Genomic DNA, 18262 nt, shown 5'->3' on the forward strand with positions numbered 1-18262 from the left:
AATCTATCCAGGGCAGACGGTACTCATCCCGAACGACCAGTCGTCGCCAAACCACTCCTTGGGGTAATGGGTCCTGGCTTTCGCCAGGACGACGACTGAGAGCTTGGCAGCGCCGATGACCACCGGGCCACGCGCAGCTAATTCTGCAGCCTCACCCCCAGCATCACCACCGTCCCCGACGAGCTCGCCCCTACAACGTTCGAATCCAGGATGTCGTGGCGCAGCGTGCCCTTGATCCAGATGTTGCGGTTGAGCTTGTAGATCAGATTGCTCTCGAGCGAGTAGGTCTTGTCGTTGCGATTCTGGTTCTGGTAGTCGAGCGTGCCGTAGGTGAACTTGCCGACGGCGGTGAGCCAGCGGCGGAAGTCGTGGTCGACTTCGGCCGAATAGGTGCGCACCAGGACGCCGGAAGAACCGGGAATCGTGGTCTCGGCGATCTGCGTGTCGGTGAAGAACTTCACCGTGGTGAGGCCGCTCGCATTCCAGATCAAGGAGCCCGTGGTCAGGAAGCCCGAGAGCTGGCTGAGGCGCGGGTCGACATAGTTGCGCGCGGAATAGCCGACCGAGATTTCGCCGGTGAGGATGCGCGAGAACTCGAAGGACGAGCCGACCTTGGCATAGCCGCCGTTTGAATCGCGGAAGTAGCCGTTGCGGTCGGCGGCCTGGTCGTGGACGCGGGTGTCGCCCTGGATTTCCACGAACGGCTTGAGGCCCGGCTTCAGATCGTAGGAGAACCGCCCCACGCCGCCATACTGATTGAAGTCGCGATCGGTATTGGCAGAGGTCGAGCCGTCGGTGAGCTTTGAATCGGTGTAGGCGGTGCGATCGACGGTGGCGCCAGCCGCGACCTGGAAGCGATTGAAAGTCTGGTCGAAGCCGACGGTGGCGCCGTAGGCGGCGTAGACAGGGTATTTCTGCAGGCCGGCCTGCACGTTCGGGCTGCCGGGATTGTCGGTGGCGAGCCGCAGGCGGAGTTGCGAGGTCAGCTTGAAATCGCGGGTGACGTCGACGCGGCCGTCGACATGGCCGGTGAAATCGGGGCGGTCGACCTCGACCGGCGACGGCGAAGGGAAGCCGTTGATCGTCGCCGGCATGTTGTTGGTGTAGCCCGAGAACGAGCCGCGCAGATCTGCAACCAGCGCGTGCCGCTCCCAGTCGGACACCACAAGGAGATCAGGCGCGACCACATAGGCTGGCGAGCCGACCGGCTTGTTGAGGCGCGCGGGGTTGGTGTCGTAGCCGGTAGACAGTTCTAGCCCGCCCTTGATCAGGAAGCTGCCGGCATAGTCGCCGACCGCGCCGAACGGATCCTCATCCAGCTTGAGACGACGGCGCAGCGGCTGGCCGGGCACGTTGCCCGCCATCGCCGGCGGCACCGGCGTCCTGTGCGCGGTCTCGGACGGCGGCGGCGCGATGCGCGGCGGGGCGAGCGTTCGCTCCGGCGTTGCCGGCGCTACCTTCGAGCCGGGACCGACCGGGCGCTTCGGCTTGGGCTGTCCGGGATAGAGCTTCGGTTGCTGCCGTTTGCGGTTGAGCGAGTCGTAGCCGGAGCCGCTCGCGCCGTTGGCGGCGGGCAGGCCGTAGGTCGGGACCGGATTGCTCGAGCCTTGGCCGGCGCGCGGAGCTGCCGGCGGCTGCTGGCGCCTGCGCGGATCGTTGGGATCGGGCAGCATCGGCAGCGCATCCGACGGCGCCTGCGGCACGCCGGCGGTGCGGCGCGTCGGCAGCGTCTCGGGCGAGGCGAAGCCGCCGCGGTTGGGATTGAACAGGTCAGGCGTGAGGCTCTGGGCGCCCGCCGGCGCGCTCTCGAAGGCCGTCAGCATGAGGCACGGCAAAGCGGCGCGCAGGAAATGCGCGCGTTTGCTCCGGCCGATGCCTGGAGACGACCCCACGATGGAAGAACTCCAACGAAATCAAACACTTTCACGACGGCCTCCCATCGGTTGGCGGGAACCATCGTTAATGGAGTTAAAACAATTATGGTTAATGACCCGTTGAGGGGTTCGGGGGCCGCGTCGCCTCCACGGCCGCGGCGTGCTAAGCAGGCGCCAACGGGCGAACGCCCCTCCTCCCTGGACCTGAACATGCCGAGTTCGAAACCGCTGATGACCGCATCATCCGGCTCCATCCCTGATAGCGTCGAATCCGCGCTCCGCACGCTGGAGACGGAGAGCGGCGGCATCAACGCGCTTGCCGCCGCCCTGCGCGGCCCGCTGGGTGCGGCATTTGCGAGAGCGGTCGACCTGATCCGCAACGCCAAGGGCCGCGTCATCGTCACCGGGCTCGGCAAGTCAGGCCATATGGGCCGCAAGATCGCGGCGACGCTGGCCTCGACCGGCACGCCCGCCTTCTTCGTGCACACAGCCGAAGCCGGCCATGGCGATCTCGGCATGATCACGCCCGACGATGTCATCATGGCGCTGTCCTGGTCCGGCGAGCAGCCGGAGATGAAGAACCTCGTGAATTATTCGGCGAGGTTCGCGATTCCCATGATCGCGGTGACCTCGAACGCGGCGTCCTCGCTGGGACAAGCCGCCGATCTCGTGATCGAGCTGCCGAAGGCGCGCGAAGCCTGCCCGCACAATCTGGCGCCCACCACCTCGACGCTGATGCAGGCCGCGATCGGCGACGCCATCGCGATCGCGCTGCTCGAAGGCCGCGGCTTCACTGCGCTGGAGTTCGCGCATTTCCACCCCGGCGGCAAGCTGGGGCTATGCTGAAATTCGTCCGCGACTACATGCGCACCGGCACGGAAATTCCGGTCAAGCCGCTCGGCACCAAGATGTCGGACGCCGTGGTCGAGATGTCGGCCAAGGGACTGGGCTGCGTCTGCATCGTCAACGATGCAGGCGCCATCGCAGGCATCATCACCGACGGCGACCTGCGCCGCCACATGCGCCCCGACCTGCTGACCGCGACGGTCGACGAGATCATGACGAGGGAGCCGAAGACGGTGCCGCCCTCGATGCTCGCGACCGAGATGATCGAGGTGCTGAACACGCGCAAGATCACCACGCTGGTCGTCACCGAGGCCGACAAGGTGGTCGGTATCGTGCATCTGCACGATCTGTTGCGGGCGGGCGTTGCGTAGGGCGCACACTCTCTCCACTCGTCATTGCGAGCGCAGCGAAGCAATCCAGGATCTCTCCGCGGAAAGATTTTGGATTGCTTCGTCGCAAGAGCTCCTCGCAATGACGGCGGTTAGAGCGGTGCCGGAAACCGCGCCGCGCTCTCCTCCAGCGGCAGCCTCAAGCCGTTCGCCAGATACGACACCGTGCGATAGAAGCCGCACAACAGCATGATCTCCAGGATCTGCGCCTCGTCGTAATGCGCCGACAGCGCGGCAAACTCGGCGTCATCCAACGTCGCACGGTGATGCAGCGCGTCGACGGCCGCGATCAGCGCCTGCTCGGCCACCGACCAGCACGGCGACGTCGCATCGCCCAGCACGGTCGCGCGTAATTCATCCTCGGTGAGCTTTGCCGGCCCCGCAAAGATCGCAACATGCACGCCCCATTCGTACTCGCATTGGTTCAGCGCGCAGGTACGGTCGATGACGATCTCGCGTTGGCGCAGCGAGAGCGGGCCGGGATCGAGCAGGCCGCCGGCGCGAAACTTGTCCCAGGCGCGGCCGTGGCCTGCCATCACCCGGAACAGCAGCAGCGGCGGGGCGCCGCGCATGATGCGGTCGAACTGCGCCTGGATCTCCGGGGGATAAGGCGGATCAAGCGGCGCCAGACGCGGCATCGGCTGGGACATGGGCCGTCTCCTTTGCTACAATCATCGTAGCAACATGCTACATTATCTGTAGCATGACGCAAGAGGCGACGATGTCGAAGCAGGCCACTACCAGATCGCGCAGCGTGCGCGGCTCGCGCACCGGGCGGCCGATCATGGCGCTGCTCGACCTCCTGGGGCGGCGCTGGAGCCTGCGGATTCTGTGGGAATTGCGCGGCGGCCCCCTCACCTCGCGCGGCTTGCGCACGGCCTGCGACGAAGCCTCGCCGACGGTGCTGCAAGCGCGGCTGAGCGAGCTGCGCGAGGCGGGATTCGTGGAGCTGGGCGAGGCCGGAGGCTATGCGCTGACGCCGCTGGGGCGAGAATTGTGCGAGACGTTCATGCCGCTGCACAAGTTTGCGGAGAGGTGGAGGAGGTAGAGCTTCTCGCTTACCCTCCCCTGGAGGGGGAGGGTCGGCTCACATGAAGCGCAGCGAAATGTGAGACGGGGTGGGGTGACGGTCTCTCCACAGAAGCGGTGCCCGAGTAGAGAGATCACCCCACCCCGCTCGCGCTACGCGCGATCGACCCTCCCCCTCCAGGGTAGGGTAAGAACGCTATGCCGCTGCCACCGTCAAATTCGCGCCGTCCACCTGCACCACCTTCACCCTTGTCCCCGCCGGTGTATCCGGCCCGGCAACACGCCAGACCGTGTCACCGATACGCACGGTGCCTGAGCCGTCGATGATCGGCTTCTCCAGCGTGAACTCGCGCCCTAACAGCGCCTCGGTGCGCTTGTTCAGGAACGGGCTCGTGCTTGCGTTCGGCTTCGGCCGAGCGAGGCGGCGCCACACCGGCACGGCGGCGGCAGCGAAGACCGCGAACATCACGAGCTGGATCTGCCAGGACAGGGCAACAGTGAACGAGATCAGCCCGACCAGCAGCGCGGCGAGGCCAAGCCAGAACAGAAACACGCCGGGCGCCAGTACCTCCAGCGCCATCAGGATAAAGCCGAAGATCAGCCAATTCCAGCTGCCGAGCGATGCGAACATGTCGGTCATGACACGATCTCTCTATAGTATCGGCACATGCCCTTGTCGGAAAACCGGTGTCCACTTTTCCGGGGCATGCGCTTTACCCCTGCCGCGGCGGCACCGCCGGCGGCGTGCCGCCGGTCGGCGGCACTGAGCCGGGACGGCGAGCGGCGGCGGCCGCGGACGCTGCACTCTCGCCGAACGTTGCCTTGGCGATCTCGCCGATGCCGGCGAGCGAGCCGAGCATGCTGGTGGCTTCCATCGGCAGCATGATGATCTTCTGGTTCGGCGCGTCCGCGAACTGGCCGAACGCCTTGATATATTTGTCGGCGATGAAATAGTTCAACGCGGCGACGTCGCCCTTGGAGATGGCTTCCGAGACGGCCTGCGTCGCCTTGGCCTCGGCTTCGGCCAGACGCTCGCGCGCTTCGGCATCGCGGAAGGCGGCCTCGCGGCGGCCCTCGGCTTGCAGGATCTGGCCCTGCTTGGCACCCTCGGCGCGCAGGATTTCCGACTGGCGCTGGCCTTCGGCGGCGAGGATGTCGGCGCGCTTGACGCGCTCGGCCTTCATCTGCCGGCCCATGGCTTCGACGAGGTCGGCCGGCGGCACGATGTCCTTGATCTCGATACGGTTGACCTTGACGCCCCAGGGCGAGACCGCGGCGTCGACGACGCGGAGCAGGCGCTCGTTGATCTCGTCGCGATGCGACAACACCTGGTCGAGGTCCATCGAGCCCATCACTGAGCGGATGTTGGTCATGGTCAGGACCGTGATCGCCTGGTTGAGGTTGGCGACTTCGTAGCTCGCCTTGGCGGCATCGAACACCTGGTAGAAGGCGACACCGTCCACCGTCACCGTGGCGTTGTCCTTGGTGATCACCTCCTGCTCGGGAATGTCGATCACCTGCTCCATCATGTTGATCTTGCGCCCGACGCGGTCGAAATAGGGCACGATCAGATTGAGCCCGGGGCTCAAGGTCTGGGTGTATTTGCCGAACCGTTCGATGGTCCAGTCATAGCCCTGCGGCACCGTCTTCACGCCGGCCACCAGCGTGACGATGACGAGCAAAACCAGAACAATCGCGAAAATGTCGAAACCGCTCATATGTCCTCCAAGGCAGGAAAAAGCCCTTTCCCGCGCTGTCATTGGTCGGGATCGCGACCCCACCGGTTCAGCGGTCGCGGGTAACGTCGGCATCAGCGCGATTCTGCACAAGACACGCGGAGAGGGAATGCTCACGATATGTATTTGCGGAAGGCTCTTGAAAGCGAGCGGCGCAGACCTACCGACAAATATTAACGAATCCGGCCATGCCGTCCGCCGCCGGCTTCATTCGATGACGTCGTCCGCGATTGCGAGCAGGCCTGCGGGAAGCGTGACGCCAAGCGCTTTGGCCGTCTTCAGATTGATCGTCAGCTCGAACTTGGTGGGATTCTGGACCGGCAGATCGGCCGCCGGCGCGCCCTTGAGGATACGATCGATGTAGGAAGCCGCGCGGCGCAGCTGCTCGGCGCTGTCGGTGCTGTAGGACATCAGCCCGCCCTCCTCGACGAAGGTGCGGCTCCAGAACACCGCGGGCACGCGCGCCTCCGCGATCGCCGCAAGCAAATCTGCGCGGTTGGCCATGGCGAAGAAGTCCGGCAGGACCAAGAGGCCGCCGTCCTTCCGCGAGGCCAGGGCGGCGATCGAGCCGGCGTCGTTCACCGGCGCGGGCTCGATGGTCACATGGAGCGTCCGCGCCGCCTCTTCGATGGTGCGCAGCATCAGGGGCGCGAACGGCGCGGTGGCGGGGTTGTAGACGACGAAGACGCGGCGGACGGGCGGCGTGACCTGCGTCAGCATCTCCAGCCATTTGCCGGCAAGCGGGCCGTCGTAGTCGGTGAAGCCGGTGACGTTGCCGCCGGGATGGGCGAGGTTTTTGACAAAACCCTGGCTGACAGGATCGGTGACGACGGCGAACACGATCGGGATCGTCGCGGTGCGCTGGCGCAGCTCCTCCACCGAGGGCGTGCCGACCGCGAGCAGGATGTCGGGCTTGAGCGCGACCAGCTCGTCCGCGAGGCGCGCGATCCGCGCCCGGTCACCGCCGCCGCTGCGCCAGTCGATCCGCAGATTATCGCGCTCCTTCCAGCCATGACCGGCGAGCGCCTCGACCAGGATGGTGCTGCGGGCCTGCCCGATCGCATCCTCAGCGGCCGTGACCGAGAGCACGCCGAGCCGGCGCATCGCATCTGGCTGCTGCGCCCGCACTGAGGCCGGCAGCGCCGCAATCATCCCAAGAAGCGCCAGACATTCGCGGCGATTCATGGGGCACATCATCAAATCCAGCCCTGAAGCTCGCGCAGCACGAGAGCGCGGATCACGTCCAGGCCAGGCTCGCTATCGTTGAGGCAGGGGATCGCGGAAAACTGCTCGCCGCCATTGTGCTTGAAAATCTCGGCGTTCTCCTGCGCGATCTCCTCCAGCGTCTCCAGGCAGTCGGCGGAAAAGCCCGGCGTCACCACCGCGATGCGGCGCACGCCGTCTTTCGCCAGACGCTCCATGGTCTTATCCGTATACGGCTGGAGCCACTCGTCATTGCCGAAACGCGACTGGAAGGTCAGCAGCAGCTTTGTCTCGTCCATGCCGAGCCGGCGGCGCAGCGCCTCCGTCGTGGCGATGCAGTGCTGCTGATAGGGATCGCCCTTGTCGACATAGGATTTCGGCATGCCGTGGAAGGAGGCGACGATCAGCTCCGGCTTGAACGGCAGGCTCGCCAGATGCGTCTCGATCGAGGTCGCGAGCGCCTCGATATAGGCCGCGTCCTCGTAATAAGGCGGCGTCACCCGCAGCGTCGGCTGGTTACGTAGGCGGGCGAGCACGCGGAACACCTCGTCGCAGACCGTCGCCGAGGTCGAGGCGGAATATTGCGGATAGAGCGGCACGGCGAGGATGCGCTCGCAGCCCTTCGCGATCAGCGCATCGATGCCCGCTTTGATCGAGGGATTGCCGTAGCGCATCGCCCAGTCCACGACCACATGACCGCGATCCGACAGCGCGACCGCGAGCTTGTCGGCTTGCGAGCGCGTGATGGTCTTCAGCGGCGACTCGTTGCGCTCATTGTTCCAGATCTTGCGGTAGTCCAGCGCCTTGGTGCGGGGACGGCTGCGCAGGATGATCCCGTTCAGCACCAGCTTCCAGACCAGGCCCTGGTCCTCGATGACGCGGGCATCCGAGAGGAACTCCTTCAGATAGACCCGCACGCCGGGCGCATCGGCCGTGTCGGGCGTGCCGAGATTGATCAGGAGTACGCCGACGCGCGGCAGGGCGGATTGGGCGGCCGGTTTCGCGCTTTCGACGGGGACGACGCTGGTCATGGCTCTGTGCCTCGCGCGTTGGTCTGAACTTGTCAAGATGAGGCCGGTTTCGCTAGGGTCGCTACCCACGGGAGGGAAGATGACACTCGCGGAATGGTGCGTCCTGGGAGCGCTGCTGCTTTATCTCTCGACGATCGCCTCGATCAAATGGATCAGGTTTCGCACGTTCGACAATTCCCGGCCGCGCGACCCCGCCTTCTATGAGGATGCCATCGCGCAGCGTGCGCTCGGCGCGCACCAGAACGGCATCGAGACGTTCCCGTTCTTCGCCTTCGCGGTGCTGCTCGCCGAATACAGGGACTCGCCCGCAGCGGCTGATCGACGAGCTTGCGGCGCTGTTCCTGATCGTGCGGGTCGCCTATGTGCTGACCTATCTCGGCAACCGCCCGACGCTGCGCTCGATCCTCTGGAGCATCGGCTTTGCGATCAATCTCGGGATCTTCTTCATGCCGGTCTTGAAGCGGTTTCTGCCGGTGTGACTTTCTTCCTTCTCCCCTTGCGGGAGAAGGTGGCGCGAAGCGCCGGATGAGGGGTTCTATCCATTCGTAAGACTGTTCGTGAGGAGACAGACCCCTCACCCGTCTCGCCGCTACGCGGCGAGCCACCCTCCCCCGCAAGGGGAGAGGGAGAAAAAGCTCAAAAACACGTCGTCCGTTCGGCGGCGATGTAGCCGAACAACAGGCCGACGCCGAACAGCAATACCAGGCCCGCGGCGCCGAATTCGATGCCGCGCATGAATAGCGCGCCGCCGCCGTCGCGCCCGGCGCTGAGGCGGGCGGCGATGCCCTTGGCGGAGACCGCGATGATCGCAATGGCCGCAACAGTGATCGCGGTGCCCAATCCCATCAGGAAGGTCGCGGCGATGCCGGCCCAGAACAGGCCCTGCGTCAGCGCGAACACCAAGACCAGGATCGCTCCCGAGCACGGGCGGATACCGACGGTGAGGATCGCGGCAAAACCGCGCCGCCAGCCGCCGGGGCCGGCGAGCTCGCTCGGGGTCGGACCGTGGGAGTGGCCGCAATGCTCGTCATGGACGTGGTCGTGCCCGTGGTGGTGATGGGCGTGGGCGTGAGTGCGATCGTGGTGATGATGATCGTGGCCATGATGGTCGTGGGCATCATGATGATGGTGATGGCCGTGGCCATGGTGGTCATGCGGTACGCCCGCGATCGCCGGCACCGGGTGCGCGGCCTGGAGCGCGCGGATGAACGCACCGCCCTTGACCCAGACCAGCCTCAGGCCGAACAGTCCAATCAGGCCATAGCTCGCGATCTCGATCACCCCTTCTGCCTTGCACATGGTCTTCGCGGTCGCATTCAGCAGCCAGGCCGAGATGCCGACGATCAGGATCGCCACCAGCGACTGCATCAGCGCCGAGGCAAACGACAGCGCGATGCCTCGCCGCGCGGTCTCGCGGTTGGCGACGAGGTAGGAGGCGATCACCGCCTTGCCATGGCCGGGGCCGGCGGCGTGGAAGATGCCATAGGCAAACGAGATGAAGAGCAGCGTCCACACCGCCGAGCCGTCGGACTTCGCGGCGCGGATGGTCGACGACATCTGGCGATAGAATTCCGACTGCTTTGCCAGCAGCCAGCCGATCAGGCCGCTGGCCTCAGGCTCCGCCGCCTGCGAGGTGCGCGGTGCGCCGAACGGGTTTTGGGCGAGAAGATCGTGGAGCGCGGCGTCGGCCACGGACACGACCAGCAGTGCGGCGGCGCAGGTGAGAAGCCCGCGCGCGAACAGGGAAAGTTGCAGCTTCAAGGGCAATCCACCGTGATCTTGTTGGCGAACATCATGCCGAAATTCGAATTCTCGCCATTCAGGAAGGTCTGCTCGTTGAGCTTCTGCGCGCTCGCGGTGCCATCGCTCGGCCGCTCCAGCTTCATCTGGCAGCCCGCGGGCGCGCCGACCAGCTTCACCGGATTGTCCTTGGCCATCTGGAAGTCGATGAAGAAGGAGCGGTCGAACACTTCGAGCACCAGCTGCTTGGGCTTGACCGGGGCCTTCAGCGGCAGCGTGAAGTGGAGGGTCAGCACCGTATCCTTGTAATCAAGGAAGTAGTCGACCGGCTCCTGGAAACGCTCCTTCTTGCCGTCGGCTCGCGCAAAGGTGAAGTAGGCGTATTCCTTGAGCGACTCGACATTGGTCTGCGCCAGCGGCCCGAGCTCCTCGCGCGTATAGGCGCCCTTGGTCTTGCTCTCGAGCCCCTGCACCGCATAGGCCGAGAACATGTCGTCAAAGGTCCAGGCGTGACGGACTCCGGTGACGCTGCCATCCGGTGCGTAGAGCAGTTCGCTGGCCGCGGTGATCCAGACATGCGGATGCGCGCTCGCCGCGCCCGCCACGAGCGTCATCGCGGCGGCGAGCAGCCATCCGAACAAGCGGCGCATCGGAGGTATCCAAACCGGCAGGATCATGGGCACTCCACCTCGATCGGGACGATGAACAACAGGCCGACAGCGACGTTCGCACCGCCCTCCTTGAAGGTATCCTCGCTCGCATCCTGCACCAGCTTGCGGTCCCGGTCGTCGCCCGCTGACCGCCGCAGCCATACCTCACAACCGGCGGGCGCACCGACGAGTTTGAGCGGATGCTCTTTTTCCAATCGAAAATCGATGAAAAAGGAACGATCAAAAATAGTCAGACGAACCGTCTTCGCCTTCACAGGCGTTTTCAGCGGCAGCGTGAAATGCAGAGTGAGGTGATCGTCCTTGTAATCGAAGAAGTAATCGACCGGCTCTGCAAACGGGAGCCTCTCGTTTACCCTCAAGAAGGTGAAGTAGGCGTTATCCTTCAGTGACTCGAGTTGGGTCTGCGCCAACGGCGCCAGCTCTTCGCGAGTATAGGCGGCCTTAGACTTCCCCCGAAGCCCCTGCACAGCATTGGCCGAGAATGCGTCGTCAAAAGTCCAGGCGTGGCGGACGCCAGTGACGCTGCCGTCGGCGGCGTAAAGGATCTCGCTCGTCACGGCGACCCAGACATGCGGATGCGCACTCGCCGGCCCCGCGGCGAGCGACAGGGTGGCAACGAGTAGCCATCCCAACAGCCCGCGCATGCTCATCAGGCCGCCTTGGCGTCGTCGAGCAGGCCGCGGCGGCGCAGCAGCGCGTCCGGCTCGGGCGGGCGGCCGCGGAAGGCCTCATAGGCGGCTTCCGGATCGACCGATCCGCCCGAGGCGTAGATGTCGTCGTGCAGGCGCTTGGCCACCGCGGGATCGAAGATGTCGCCGGCCTCCTCGAACGCGCCGAAGGCATCGGCGTCCATCACCTCCGACCACATGTAGCTGTAGTAGCCGGCGGCATAATGATCGCCGGTGAAGATGTGGCCGAATTGCGTGGGACGGTGACGTAGCGAGATTTCCTCGGGCATGCCGATCTTCTCCAGCTCTTGTCTCTCGAAGGCGCGCACGTCGTGCGCGGCGGAAGCCGGCTGGGTGTGGAATTCGAGATCGACCAGCGCCGAGGAGACGAACTCGACCGTGGCAAAACCCTGGTTGAATTTTCGCGCGGCGAGGAAGCGTTGCAGGAGGTCCTCCGGCAGGGGCTCGCCGGTCTGGTGGTGGCGAGCGAACTTCTGCAGCACCTCGGGCCGCTCCTGCCAGTGCTCGTAGAGCTGGGACGGCAGCTCGACGAAGTCGGTGAACACTGAGGTGCCCGACAGCGAGGGGTAGGTGACGTTGGAGAGCATGCCGTGCAGGCCGTGGCCGAACTCGTGGAACAGGGTGCGGGCGTCGTCGGGCGACAGCAGTGAAGGCTCGCCGCCGGCTCCCTTGGCAAAATTGCAGATGTTGAGAACCAGCGGCGCGACGTCGCCGTCGAGCTTCTGCTGGTCGCGCAGCGAGGTCATCCAGGCGCCGGAGCGCTTCGAGGGCCGGGCGAAGTAGTCTCCATAGAACAGCGCCTTGTGCTTGCCCTCCCTGCCCTTCACCTCCCAGACCCGGACGTCCGGGTGCCAGACCGGAACGTCCCTGCGTTCCTCGAAGGTGATGCCGAACAGGCGCGTGGCGCAGTCGAAGGCGGCGGCGATCATATGGTCGAGCGACAGATAGGGCTTGATCGCGGCGTCGTCGAAATTGGCGCGCTGAAGGCGCAGCTTCTCGGCGTAGAAGCGCCAGTCCCAGGGGGCGAGCTTGAAATTGCCGCCCTCTTCCGCGATCAGCGCCTGCATGTCGTCGCGGTCGGCGAGCGCGCGCGCCCTCGCCGGCTTCCAGACCCGTTCCAGAAGGCCCCGCACCGCTTCCGGCGTCTTGGCCATGGAATCTTCGAGCCTGTAGGCGGCGAAGGTCGGGTAGCCCAGGAGCTTGGCGCTCTCTTCGCGCAGCTTCAGGATCTCGACGATGGTTGCGTTGTTGTCATTGGCGTTGCCGTTGTCGCCCCGCGCGGTGAAGGCCTTGTAGACCTTCTCGCGCAGGTCGCGCCGCGCCGAGCTCTTCAGGAACTGTTCGACCGAGGAGCGTGACAGCGTGACGATGGCCTTGCCTTCCATGCCGCGCTCTTCTGCCGCAGCCTTGGCGCCGGCGACGAAGCTCTCCGGCAGGCCCTGGCGGTCGGCCTCCCCGAGCTCCAGGAGCCAGTCCTGCTCGTCGCCAAGCAGGTGATGGCTGAAGCTGGTGCCGAGCTGGGCGAGCCTCTCGTTGATCTCCGCCATCCGCGTCTTGGCCTCGTCGGAGAGGCCGGCGCCGGAGCGGTGGAAGCGGGTGTAGGTGCGCTCCAACAGGCGCAGCTGCTCGGGCGTGAGACCGAGATTGGCGCGGTTCTCGTGCAGCTGGGCGATGCGGCCAAACAGCACGGCGTTCATCATGATCGGATTCCAGTGCCGCGCCATCCGTAAGGAGACCTCCTTGTCGATCTCCAGGATGGCCGGGTTGGAATGCGCCGAGACGAGGTCGTAGAAGACCGCCGCGACCTTGCTCAAGAGCTTGCCCGAGCGCTCCAGCGCCGTGATGGTGTTGGCGAAGTCGGGCGCGGCCGGATCGTTGGTGATCGCCGCGATCTCGGCGGAGTGATCGGCGAAGGCCTGCTCGTAGGCCGGGAGGAAGTGCTCCGGCTTGATCTCGTCGAAAGGCGGGGTCGCGAACGGCGTCACCCAGGCCTTCAGCAGCGGGTTGGTCTCGGCGTCCGTAGTTTGGCGCAGTTCTGACATCACAAGTCCCGATTTTTGAGCCGATTTGTTGCAGCCAGCTATAGCACGCGATGGGGCTTTTTTGCGCCGTTTGCCCTTGCTCCCGGCCGCCTTTTCGGGGAGATTGCGGCCCTCGAAGACACGGGATCCCTGAGCTCATGAACGCGCCTGCCTCCTCTTCCCGCCAGATCGCCTGGCCGAGCGTCATCACCGTCATCAGCGCCGCCATCCTGATTGGCGCGGAGGTGTTCGGCGCGGCGTTTGCCGGCGGCTGGGCGCTCGCGATCCTGTTCGGGCTCGGCGACCAGGGCGCGCACATCCTTCAGGCCGTGCTGTTCACACTCGGCGTGCTGGTGATGACCGCGTTCATCCGCGGAGCTCAGCGCGTCGAGCCGTTCACGAAGCGCCGCTGACGCTTCGTCGCGCGCGAGACACGCGCGCTGCGCAGAAAACTTAACGCGCGTTCATCTTCCGCGTCGCTCGCGCAACGCTGCGCAAGCAGGTGTTAGGCAATTCTGTTCTCAGCCTAAAAAAATTCTTGCGAAGCAGAGTCAAAACGCTTATGTGCGGATTTGCCCAATTTCGCACGTGCCTGTGGTCGTGTGTCAGTCGGTAGGTATCCGGACAAGAGGCCGGACAGCCGCCAAGGGGTGAAGAAGCCGAGGGGCTCTTCGGAAGTGCGGAAGTCAAAGGACCGAAGGTCGCAAGACCTGAAGGTCCAAAGATGAAGCAGACCCGGAGCGTCCAGCATCTCTCTCAAGAGATGCCATGTCGAAGGTGACTTCACTTTTTGCAACCGTGACTGGCAGCCGGAGGCGAACCGGCGCACCCCGCTCTCAACGGGGGACGCGACTTAAAGCAACGACGGATCGGGCTTTTTTGGTCTCTACCGGCAGTCCAACGCCGGCGCGGGCTACTGAAAAGGCTTGTCCTTCATTGCCAGGTGTGCGGGCGGGAAAATTCCCAACCAATCCACGGCAGCACAATTCGGTCCAGGGGTCTTGCCCTGTCGCGTCTCCATCGTGCGGCAGCGGCGTAGCACCCTCGTCCGAGAACCACTTTGAACGAGCTCCGTCGCTGGGGCCGCTTTGGAGAGTGCTATGACCGAACGTATCCAGGAATTCCTGCGCAATCGCCGCAAGGATGGCCTCGACACCGAGCCGTGCCTCGTCGTCGACCTCGAGGTCGTGCGCGACAATTACCAGAGCTTCGCCAAGGCGCTGCCCGACAGCCGCGTGTTCTACGCCGTCAAGGCGAACCCGGCGCCGGAAGTGCTGGCCCTGCTCGCCTCCATGGGCTCCTGCTTCGATACCGCGACGGTCGCCGAGATCGAGATGGCGCTGGCCGCGGGTGCGACGCCCGACCGCATCTCCTTCGGCAACACGATCAAGAAGGAGCGCGACATCGCGCGCGCCTTCGCGCTCGGCATCCGGCTGTTCGCCGTGGACTGCGCCGCCGAGGTCGAGAAGGTCGCCCGTGCCGCCCCCGGCGCGAAGGTGTTCTGCCGCATCCTCTATGACTGCGCCGGCGCCGAATGGCCGCTGTCGCGCAAGTTCGGCTGCGATCCGGAGATGGCGGTCGAGGTGCTCGACCTCGCCAAGCGCCTCCGCTTGGAGCCGTACGGCATCTCCTTCCATGTCGGCTCGCAGCAGCGCAAGGTGAAGGCATGGGACCGTGCGCTGGCGATGGCCTCGCAGGTGTTCCGCGACTGCGCCGAGCGCGGCATCAACCTGTCCATGGTCAACATGGGCGGCGGCTTCCCGACCAAGTACCTGAAGGACGTGCCACCGGTCGTGACCTACGGCCGGTCGATCTTCCGCGCGCTGCGCAAGCACTTCGGCAACCAGATCCCGGAGACCATCATCGAGCCGGGCCGCGGCATGGTGGGCAACGCCGGCATCATCGAATCCGAGGTCGTGCTCATCTCGAAGAAGAGCGACGAAGACGAGGTGCGCTGGGTGTACCTGGACATCGGCAAGTTCGGCGGCCTCGCCGAGACCATGGACGAGTCGATCCGGTACGCCATCCGCACCCGTCACGACAGCGCGGACATGACGCCGTGCGTGCTCGCGGGGCCGACCTGCGACAGCGCCGACGTGCTGTACGAGAAGACCCCGTATCCGCTCCCCGTGACGCTTGAGATCGGCGACAAGGTGCTGATCGAGGGCACCGGGGCCTATACGTCGACCTACTCGTCGGTGGCGTTCAACGGCATCCCGCCGCTGAAGACTTACCATATCTGATCCGCCTCTCTTTCGAGGCTTGACGAACCCGGGAGCCGGCCTGCCGGCTCCTCCCTGACATTTTCGATTTCTGACGACGTCTTGGACCGGCGTGCCTCTCGCACGTCGGTTCAAGCGGGGACTGACGCGCCATGACTGCTCCTCGGAAGCCACAGATCGCCCTCACCTCGAAAGCCGCTCTGTTTGCGATCCGCAGCGAGCGCGCTGGCGACGTCGCGATGCGCGAAGCGCTGCTCGATGCCTGCTTTGGCGAGAACCGCCATGGCCGCACCTGCCAGCGCCTGCGCGACGGACGCGCGCCTGCCGCAGGCCTTGCCCTGTCGGCGGTGCGCGAGGGCAAGCTCGTGGGAACCGTGCGGCTGTGGCACGTCAGCGCCGGAGGCAGGCCCGCTCTGGTCCTCGGACCGCTGGCGGTCGACCCTGCCTGCCGCGAGCTCGGGATCGGCGCCGCGCTGATGCATCAAGCGCTGGCCGCCGCCCGGGCGCGCGGGCATGCTGCGGTGATCCTGCTCGGCGATGCCCCCTACTACGCGCGCTTCGGCTTCTCGGCCGACAAGACCGGCGCGCTGTCGCTGCCCGGCCCGTTCGAGCGCGACCGGCTGCTGGCGATCGAGTTCGCGGAAGGCGCGCTCGACGGCGCCGAAGGGATGATCGTTCCGACCGGAGCGGCCCTGCCCAAACGGAGGGCGGTTCGCGCTCTCCAGGCGCACGCGGCCTAAGGGATTGCCATGATGGCAACGACCGAAGCCGCATCCAGCGGCCATCCCCGGCCGTGCCTGACTTGATGCCTGTTCCTTTGGGGTTGCGCGGGCTTGAGAAACGCCCTTTAACCCCGCGAAACATCTCCCTTCAGTCGAGGTCCGAGAGCATGTCCCGTCGCCTGATTTCCACCGGCTCCCCGTTCGAGAAGACCGCCGGCTACAGCCGCGCCGTGATCGACGGCGAGTTCGCCTTCGTCGCGGGAACCACGGGCTATGACTACACGACCATGACGATGCCGGCCGATGTCACGAGCCAGTCACGCAACTGCTTCAAGACCATCGAAGCCGCCCTGAAGGAGGGCGGCTTCGAGATGGCCGACATCGTCCGCGTGACCTATTACCTCACCGACATCAAAGATGCAGACGCGCATTTCGCCGTCTGCGGCGAAGTCCTCGGAGACATCCGCCCGGCTGCAACGCTGATCGCCGTCTCAGCGCTCTACAAGCCCGAGATGAAGGTCGAGATCGAAGTCACCGCCAAGCGGCGTAGCGCCTGATCCACCCCTCACCCATTGTCTGCCAGCACGTTCCGGAGAAACCATCCCATGAGTCCCGCCTCGCAGATCTACGCGAAGATCACCGGTCCCATCGTCATGGTCGGCTTCGGCTCCATCGGCAAAGGCACGTTGCCGCTGATCGAGCGGCATCTCGATTACGACAAGTCGCGCGTCACCGTGATCGATCCCAAGGATGAGGGCCGCAAGGCGCATTGCGAGAAGCACAATGTCCGCTTCATCCAGAAGGGCGTGACCAAGGACAATTATCGGGAGTTGCTGACCCCGCTGCTCACCGAAGGCGGCGGCCAGGGCTTTTGCGTCAATCTCTCGGTCGACACCGGCTCCACCGACCTCATGGAGCTCTGCAACGAGCTTGGCGCGCTCTATATCGACACCGTCAACGAGCCCTGGCTCGGCTTTTATTTCGACGCTTCAAAGGGCCCGGAAGCGCGCTCCAACTACGCCCTTCGCGAAGTGACGCTGGCCGCCAAGAAGGCACGGCCTAAGGGCTCGACGACGGCCGTGTCCTGCTGTGGCGCCAATCCCGGCATGGTCTCCTTTTTCGTCAAGCAGGCGCTGCTCAACGTCGCCGCGGATCTGAAGCTCAATGCCCCCAAGCCGAAGACCAAAGCCGAATGGGCGGACCTGATGCGGCAGGCCGGTGTCAAGGGCATCCACATCGCCGAACGCGACACCCAGCGCTCCAGGAAGCCGAAGGAGCCTGACGTCTTCGTCAACACCTGGTCGGTGGAAGGCTTCCTGTCGGAAGGCGTGCAGCCCTCAGAACTCGGTTGGGGCACCCATGAAAAGTGGATGCCTGAGAATGCGCGCACCCACGAAGCCGGCTGCGGCGCCGCCATCTATCTGATGCAGCCCGGCGCCAACACGCGCGTGCGCACCTGGTGCCCGACCCGCGGCGCGCAGTATGGCTTCCTCGTCACCCACAACGAGTTGATCTCGATTGCCGATTACTTCACGGTGCGTGACGCAGCGGGCACGGCGATCTACCGGCCGACCTGCCACTACGCCTATCATCCGGCCGACGATGCCGTGCTGTCGCTGCATGAAATGTTCGGCCGCGCGGCGAAGATGCAGGAAAAGCACCACATCCTCGATGAGAACGAAATCGTCGATGGCATCGACGAGCTCGGCGTGCTGCTGTTTGGCCACGACAACAATGCCTACTGGTACGGCTCGCAGCTCTCCATCGAAGAGACCCGCAGGCTCGCGCCCTACCAGAACGCCACCGGCCTGCAAGTGACCTCCGCCGTGCTCGGCGGCATGGTGTGGGCGCTGGAGAACCCGAACGAAGGCATCGTCGAAGCCGACGAGATGGATTTCGACCGTCTGCTGGAAATCCAGCTGCCTTATCTCGGCCCGGTGAAGGGCTTCTACACCGACTGGACGCCGCTGACGGATCGCCCGGGACTGTTCCCGGAAGATATCGATACGAGCGATCCCTGGCAGTTCCGGAATATTCTGGTGCGGTGAGGGCGTCTCGCCCTAAAGCACCACTGTCATGCCCCGGCTTG

At 65.1% G+C, this 18262-nt stretch carries 16 protein-coding genes and 2 pseudogenes; 8 read left to right on the plus strand and 10 right to left on the minus strand.

Translation table 11 applies throughout. The features are described from left to right. Window positions 1-137 precede the first annotated feature (137 nt). Complete coding sequence (locus tag ACSKB8_RS18065; protein ID WP_438105517.1) at window positions 138-1892, minus strand: outer membrane beta-barrel protein; 1755 nt, start codon at window positions 1890-1892, stop codon at window positions 138-140. Window positions 1893-2084: 192 nt separating this feature from the next. On the opposite strand from ACSKB8_RS18065, the pseudogene ACSKB8_RS18070 reads away from it, so the two are divergent. Continuing rightward, window positions 2085-3091 (plus strand): annotated as a pseudogene (locus tag ACSKB8_RS18070) (KpsF/GutQ family sugar-phosphate isomerase). 110 nt (window positions 3092-3201) lie between these two features. On the opposite strand, the gene ACSKB8_RS18075 reads toward ACSKB8_RS18070, so the two are convergent. Then, window positions 3202-3759 carry a carboxymuconolactone decarboxylase family protein gene (locus tag ACSKB8_RS18075; RefSeq protein ID WP_438105518.1) on the minus strand — a complete coding sequence of 186 codons (558 nt, stop codon included), beginning with the start codon at window positions 3757-3759 and terminating at the stop codon, window positions 3202-3204. 71 nt (window positions 3760-3830) lie between these two features. On the opposite strand from ACSKB8_RS18075, the gene ACSKB8_RS18080 reads away from it, so the two are divergent. Then, a complete protein-coding gene (locus ACSKB8_RS18080) occupies window positions 3831-4157 on the plus strand; it encodes a winged helix-turn-helix transcriptional regulator (protein WP_438105519.1) in 327 nt (108 codons plus the stop codon). A 177-nt stretch (window positions 4158-4334) separates the two neighbouring features. On the opposite strand, the gene ACSKB8_RS18085 is transcribed toward ACSKB8_RS18080, so the two are convergent. The 4 genes from ACSKB8_RS18085 to hemH form a co-directional block, all read right to left on the minus strand. Continuing rightward, window positions 4335-4778 (minus strand): NfeD family protein, encoded by a 444-nt coding sequence (locus tag ACSKB8_RS18085; RefSeq protein WP_438105520.1) that lies wholly within the window; start codon window positions 4776-4778, stop codon window positions 4335-4337. Between the two features lie 73 nt (window positions 4779-4851). Further along, a complete protein-coding gene (locus ACSKB8_RS18090; protein WP_438105521.1) occupies window positions 4852-5856 on the minus strand; it encodes an SPFH domain-containing protein in 1005 nt (334 codons plus the stop codon). Window positions 5857-6081: 225 nt separating this feature from the next. Then, window positions 6082-7059 (minus strand): ABC transporter substrate-binding protein, encoded by a 978-nt coding sequence (locus ACSKB8_RS18095; RefSeq protein WP_438105522.1) that lies wholly within the window; start codon window positions 7057-7059, stop codon window positions 6082-6084. An 11-nt stretch (window positions 7060-7070) separates the two neighbouring features. Then, entirely contained in the window at window positions 7071-8108 is a 1038-nt protein-coding gene (gene hemH, locus ACSKB8_RS18100; RefSeq protein ID WP_438105523.1) for a ferrochelatase, read from the minus strand. A gap of 79 nt (window positions 8109-8187) precedes the next feature. On the opposite strand from hemH, the pseudogene ACSKB8_RS18105 reads away from it, so the two are divergent. Next, window positions 8188-8587 (plus strand): annotated as a pseudogene (locus ACSKB8_RS18105) (MAPEG family protein). A gap of 157 nt (window positions 8588-8744) precedes the next feature. Here the strand turns inward: ACSKB8_RS18105 and ACSKB8_RS18110 are convergent. From ACSKB8_RS18110 to ACSKB8_RS18125, 4 genes are read right to left on the minus strand one after another with little or no spacing between them, the layout of a single operon-like run. Then, window positions 8745-9869 (minus strand): nickel/cobalt transporter, encoded by a 1125-nt coding sequence (locus ACSKB8_RS18110; RefSeq protein WP_438105524.1) that lies wholly within the window; start codon window positions 9867-9869, stop codon window positions 8745-8747. Then, the gene (locus ACSKB8_RS18115) at window positions 9866-10498 is read right to left on the minus strand and encodes a DUF1007 family protein (protein ID WP_438105525.1); all 633 of its coding nucleotides are present in this window, start codon (window positions 10496-10498) and stop codon (window positions 9866-9868) included. Before ACSKB8_RS18115 ends, ACSKB8_RS18110 begins: the two co-directional genes overlap by 4 nt. A gap of 23 nt (window positions 10499-10521) precedes the next feature. After that, a complete protein-coding gene (locus ACSKB8_RS18120; RefSeq protein WP_438105526.1) occupies window positions 10522-11169 on the minus strand; it encodes a DUF1007 family protein in 648 nt (215 codons plus the stop codon). After that, window positions 11169-13250 carry a M3 family metallopeptidase gene (locus ACSKB8_RS18125; protein ID WP_438105527.1) on the minus strand — a complete coding sequence of 694 codons (2082 nt, stop codon included), beginning with the start codon at window positions 13248-13250 and terminating at the stop codon, window positions 11169-11171. The genes ACSKB8_RS18120 and ACSKB8_RS18125 overlap by 1 nt, the downstream gene beginning before the upstream one ends. A gap of 137 nt (window positions 13251-13387) precedes the next feature. Here ACSKB8_RS18125 and ACSKB8_RS18130 point away from each other — a divergent pair, with 137 nt between their 5' ends. From ACSKB8_RS18130 to ACSKB8_RS18150, 5 genes are all read left to right on the plus strand, one after another. Next, window positions 13388-13642, plus strand: coding sequence for a hypothetical protein (locus tag ACSKB8_RS18130; RefSeq protein WP_091892120.1), 255 nt, complete (start codon window positions 13388-13390; stop codon window positions 13640-13642). A gap of 687 nt (window positions 13643-14329) precedes the next feature. Further along, on the plus strand, window positions 14330-15472 hold the full coding sequence (locus ACSKB8_RS18135) for a type III PLP-dependent enzyme (protein WP_370986464.1): 1143 nt from the start codon (window positions 14330-14332) through the stop codon (window positions 15470-15472). Between the two features lie 131 nt (window positions 15473-15603). Beyond that, entirely contained in the window at window positions 15604-16191 is a 588-nt protein-coding gene (locus ACSKB8_RS18140) for a GNAT family N-acetyltransferase (RefSeq protein ID WP_438105528.1), read from the plus strand. Between the two features lie 149 nt (window positions 16192-16340). Continuing rightward, on the plus strand, window positions 16341-16730 hold the full coding sequence (locus ACSKB8_RS18145; RefSeq protein WP_438105529.1) for a RidA family protein: 390 nt from the start codon (window positions 16341-16343) through the stop codon (window positions 16728-16730). Between the two features lie 48 nt (window positions 16731-16778). Further along, window positions 16779-18221: a homospermidine synthase gene (locus ACSKB8_RS18150; RefSeq protein WP_438105530.1), complete on the plus strand. Its 1443-nt coding sequence runs from the start codon at window positions 16779-16781 to the stop codon at window positions 18219-18221. The last annotated feature ends 41 nt before the right edge of the window (window positions 18222-18262 follow it).

Origin of the sequence: Bradyrhizobium sp. BR 1432 (genome assembly GCF_051547705.1) — a bacterium.
GTDB classification, from domain to species: Bacteria; Pseudomonadota; Alphaproteobacteria; order Rhizobiales; family Xanthobacteraceae; genus Bradyrhizobium; species Bradyrhizobium zhanjiangense.

Excerpts from the sequence above, each read along its gene's own strand:
- ACSKB8_RS18145 (WP_438105529.1), top strand. The coding sequence starts at position 16,341 with ATGTCCCGTCGCCTGATTTCCACCGGCTCCCCGTTCGAGAAGACCGCC.
- ACSKB8_RS18130 (WP_091892120.1), top strand. The coding sequence starts at position 13,388 with ATGAACGCGCCTGCCTCCTCTTCCCGCCAGATCGCCTGGCCGAGCGTC.
- ACSKB8_RS18095 (WP_438105522.1), bottom strand. The coding sequence starts at position 7,059 with ATGAATCGCCGCGAATGTCTGGCGCTTCTTGGGATGATTGCGGCGCTG.
- ACSKB8_RS18080 (WP_438105519.1), top strand. The coding sequence starts at position 3,831 with ATGTCGAAGCAGGCCACTACCAGATCGCGCAGCGTGCGCGGCTCGCGC.
- ACSKB8_RS18075 (WP_438105518.1), bottom strand. The coding sequence starts at position 3,759 with ATGTCCCAGCCGATGCCGCGTCTGGCGCCGCTTGATCCGCCTTATCCC.
- ACSKB8_RS18125 (WP_438105527.1), bottom strand. The coding sequence starts at position 13,250 with ATGTCAGAACTGCGCCAAACTACGGACGCCGAGACCAACCCGCTGCTG.
- hemH (WP_438105523.1), bottom strand. The coding sequence starts at position 8,108 with ATGACCAGCGTCGTCCCCGTCGAAAGCGCGAAACCGGCCGCCCAATCC.
- ACSKB8_RS18115 (WP_438105525.1), bottom strand. The coding sequence starts at position 10,498 with ATGCGCCGCTTGTTCGGATGGCTGCTCGCCGCCGCGATGACGCTCGTG.
- ACSKB8_RS18120 (WP_438105526.1), bottom strand. The coding sequence starts at position 11,169 with ATGAGCATGCGCGGGCTGTTGGGATGGCTACTCGTTGCCACCCTGTCG.
- ACSKB8_RS18140 (WP_438105528.1), top strand. The coding sequence starts at position 15,604 with ATGACTGCTCCTCGGAAGCCACAGATCGCCCTCACCTCGAAAGCCGCT.
- ACSKB8_RS18150 (WP_438105530.1), top strand. The coding sequence starts at position 16,779 with ATGAGTCCCGCCTCGCAGATCTACGCGAAGATCACCGGTCCCATCGTC.
- ACSKB8_RS18085 (WP_438105520.1), bottom strand. The coding sequence starts at position 4,778 with ATGACCGACATGTTCGCATCGCTCGGCAGCTGGAATTGGCTGATCTTC.
- ACSKB8_RS18135 (WP_370986464.1), top strand. The coding sequence starts at position 14,330 with ATGACCGAACGTATCCAGGAATTCCTGCGCAATCGCCGCAAGGATGGC.
- ACSKB8_RS18090 (WP_438105521.1), bottom strand. The coding sequence starts at position 5,856 with ATGAGCGGTTTCGACATTTTCGCGATTGTTCTGGTTTTGCTCGTCATC.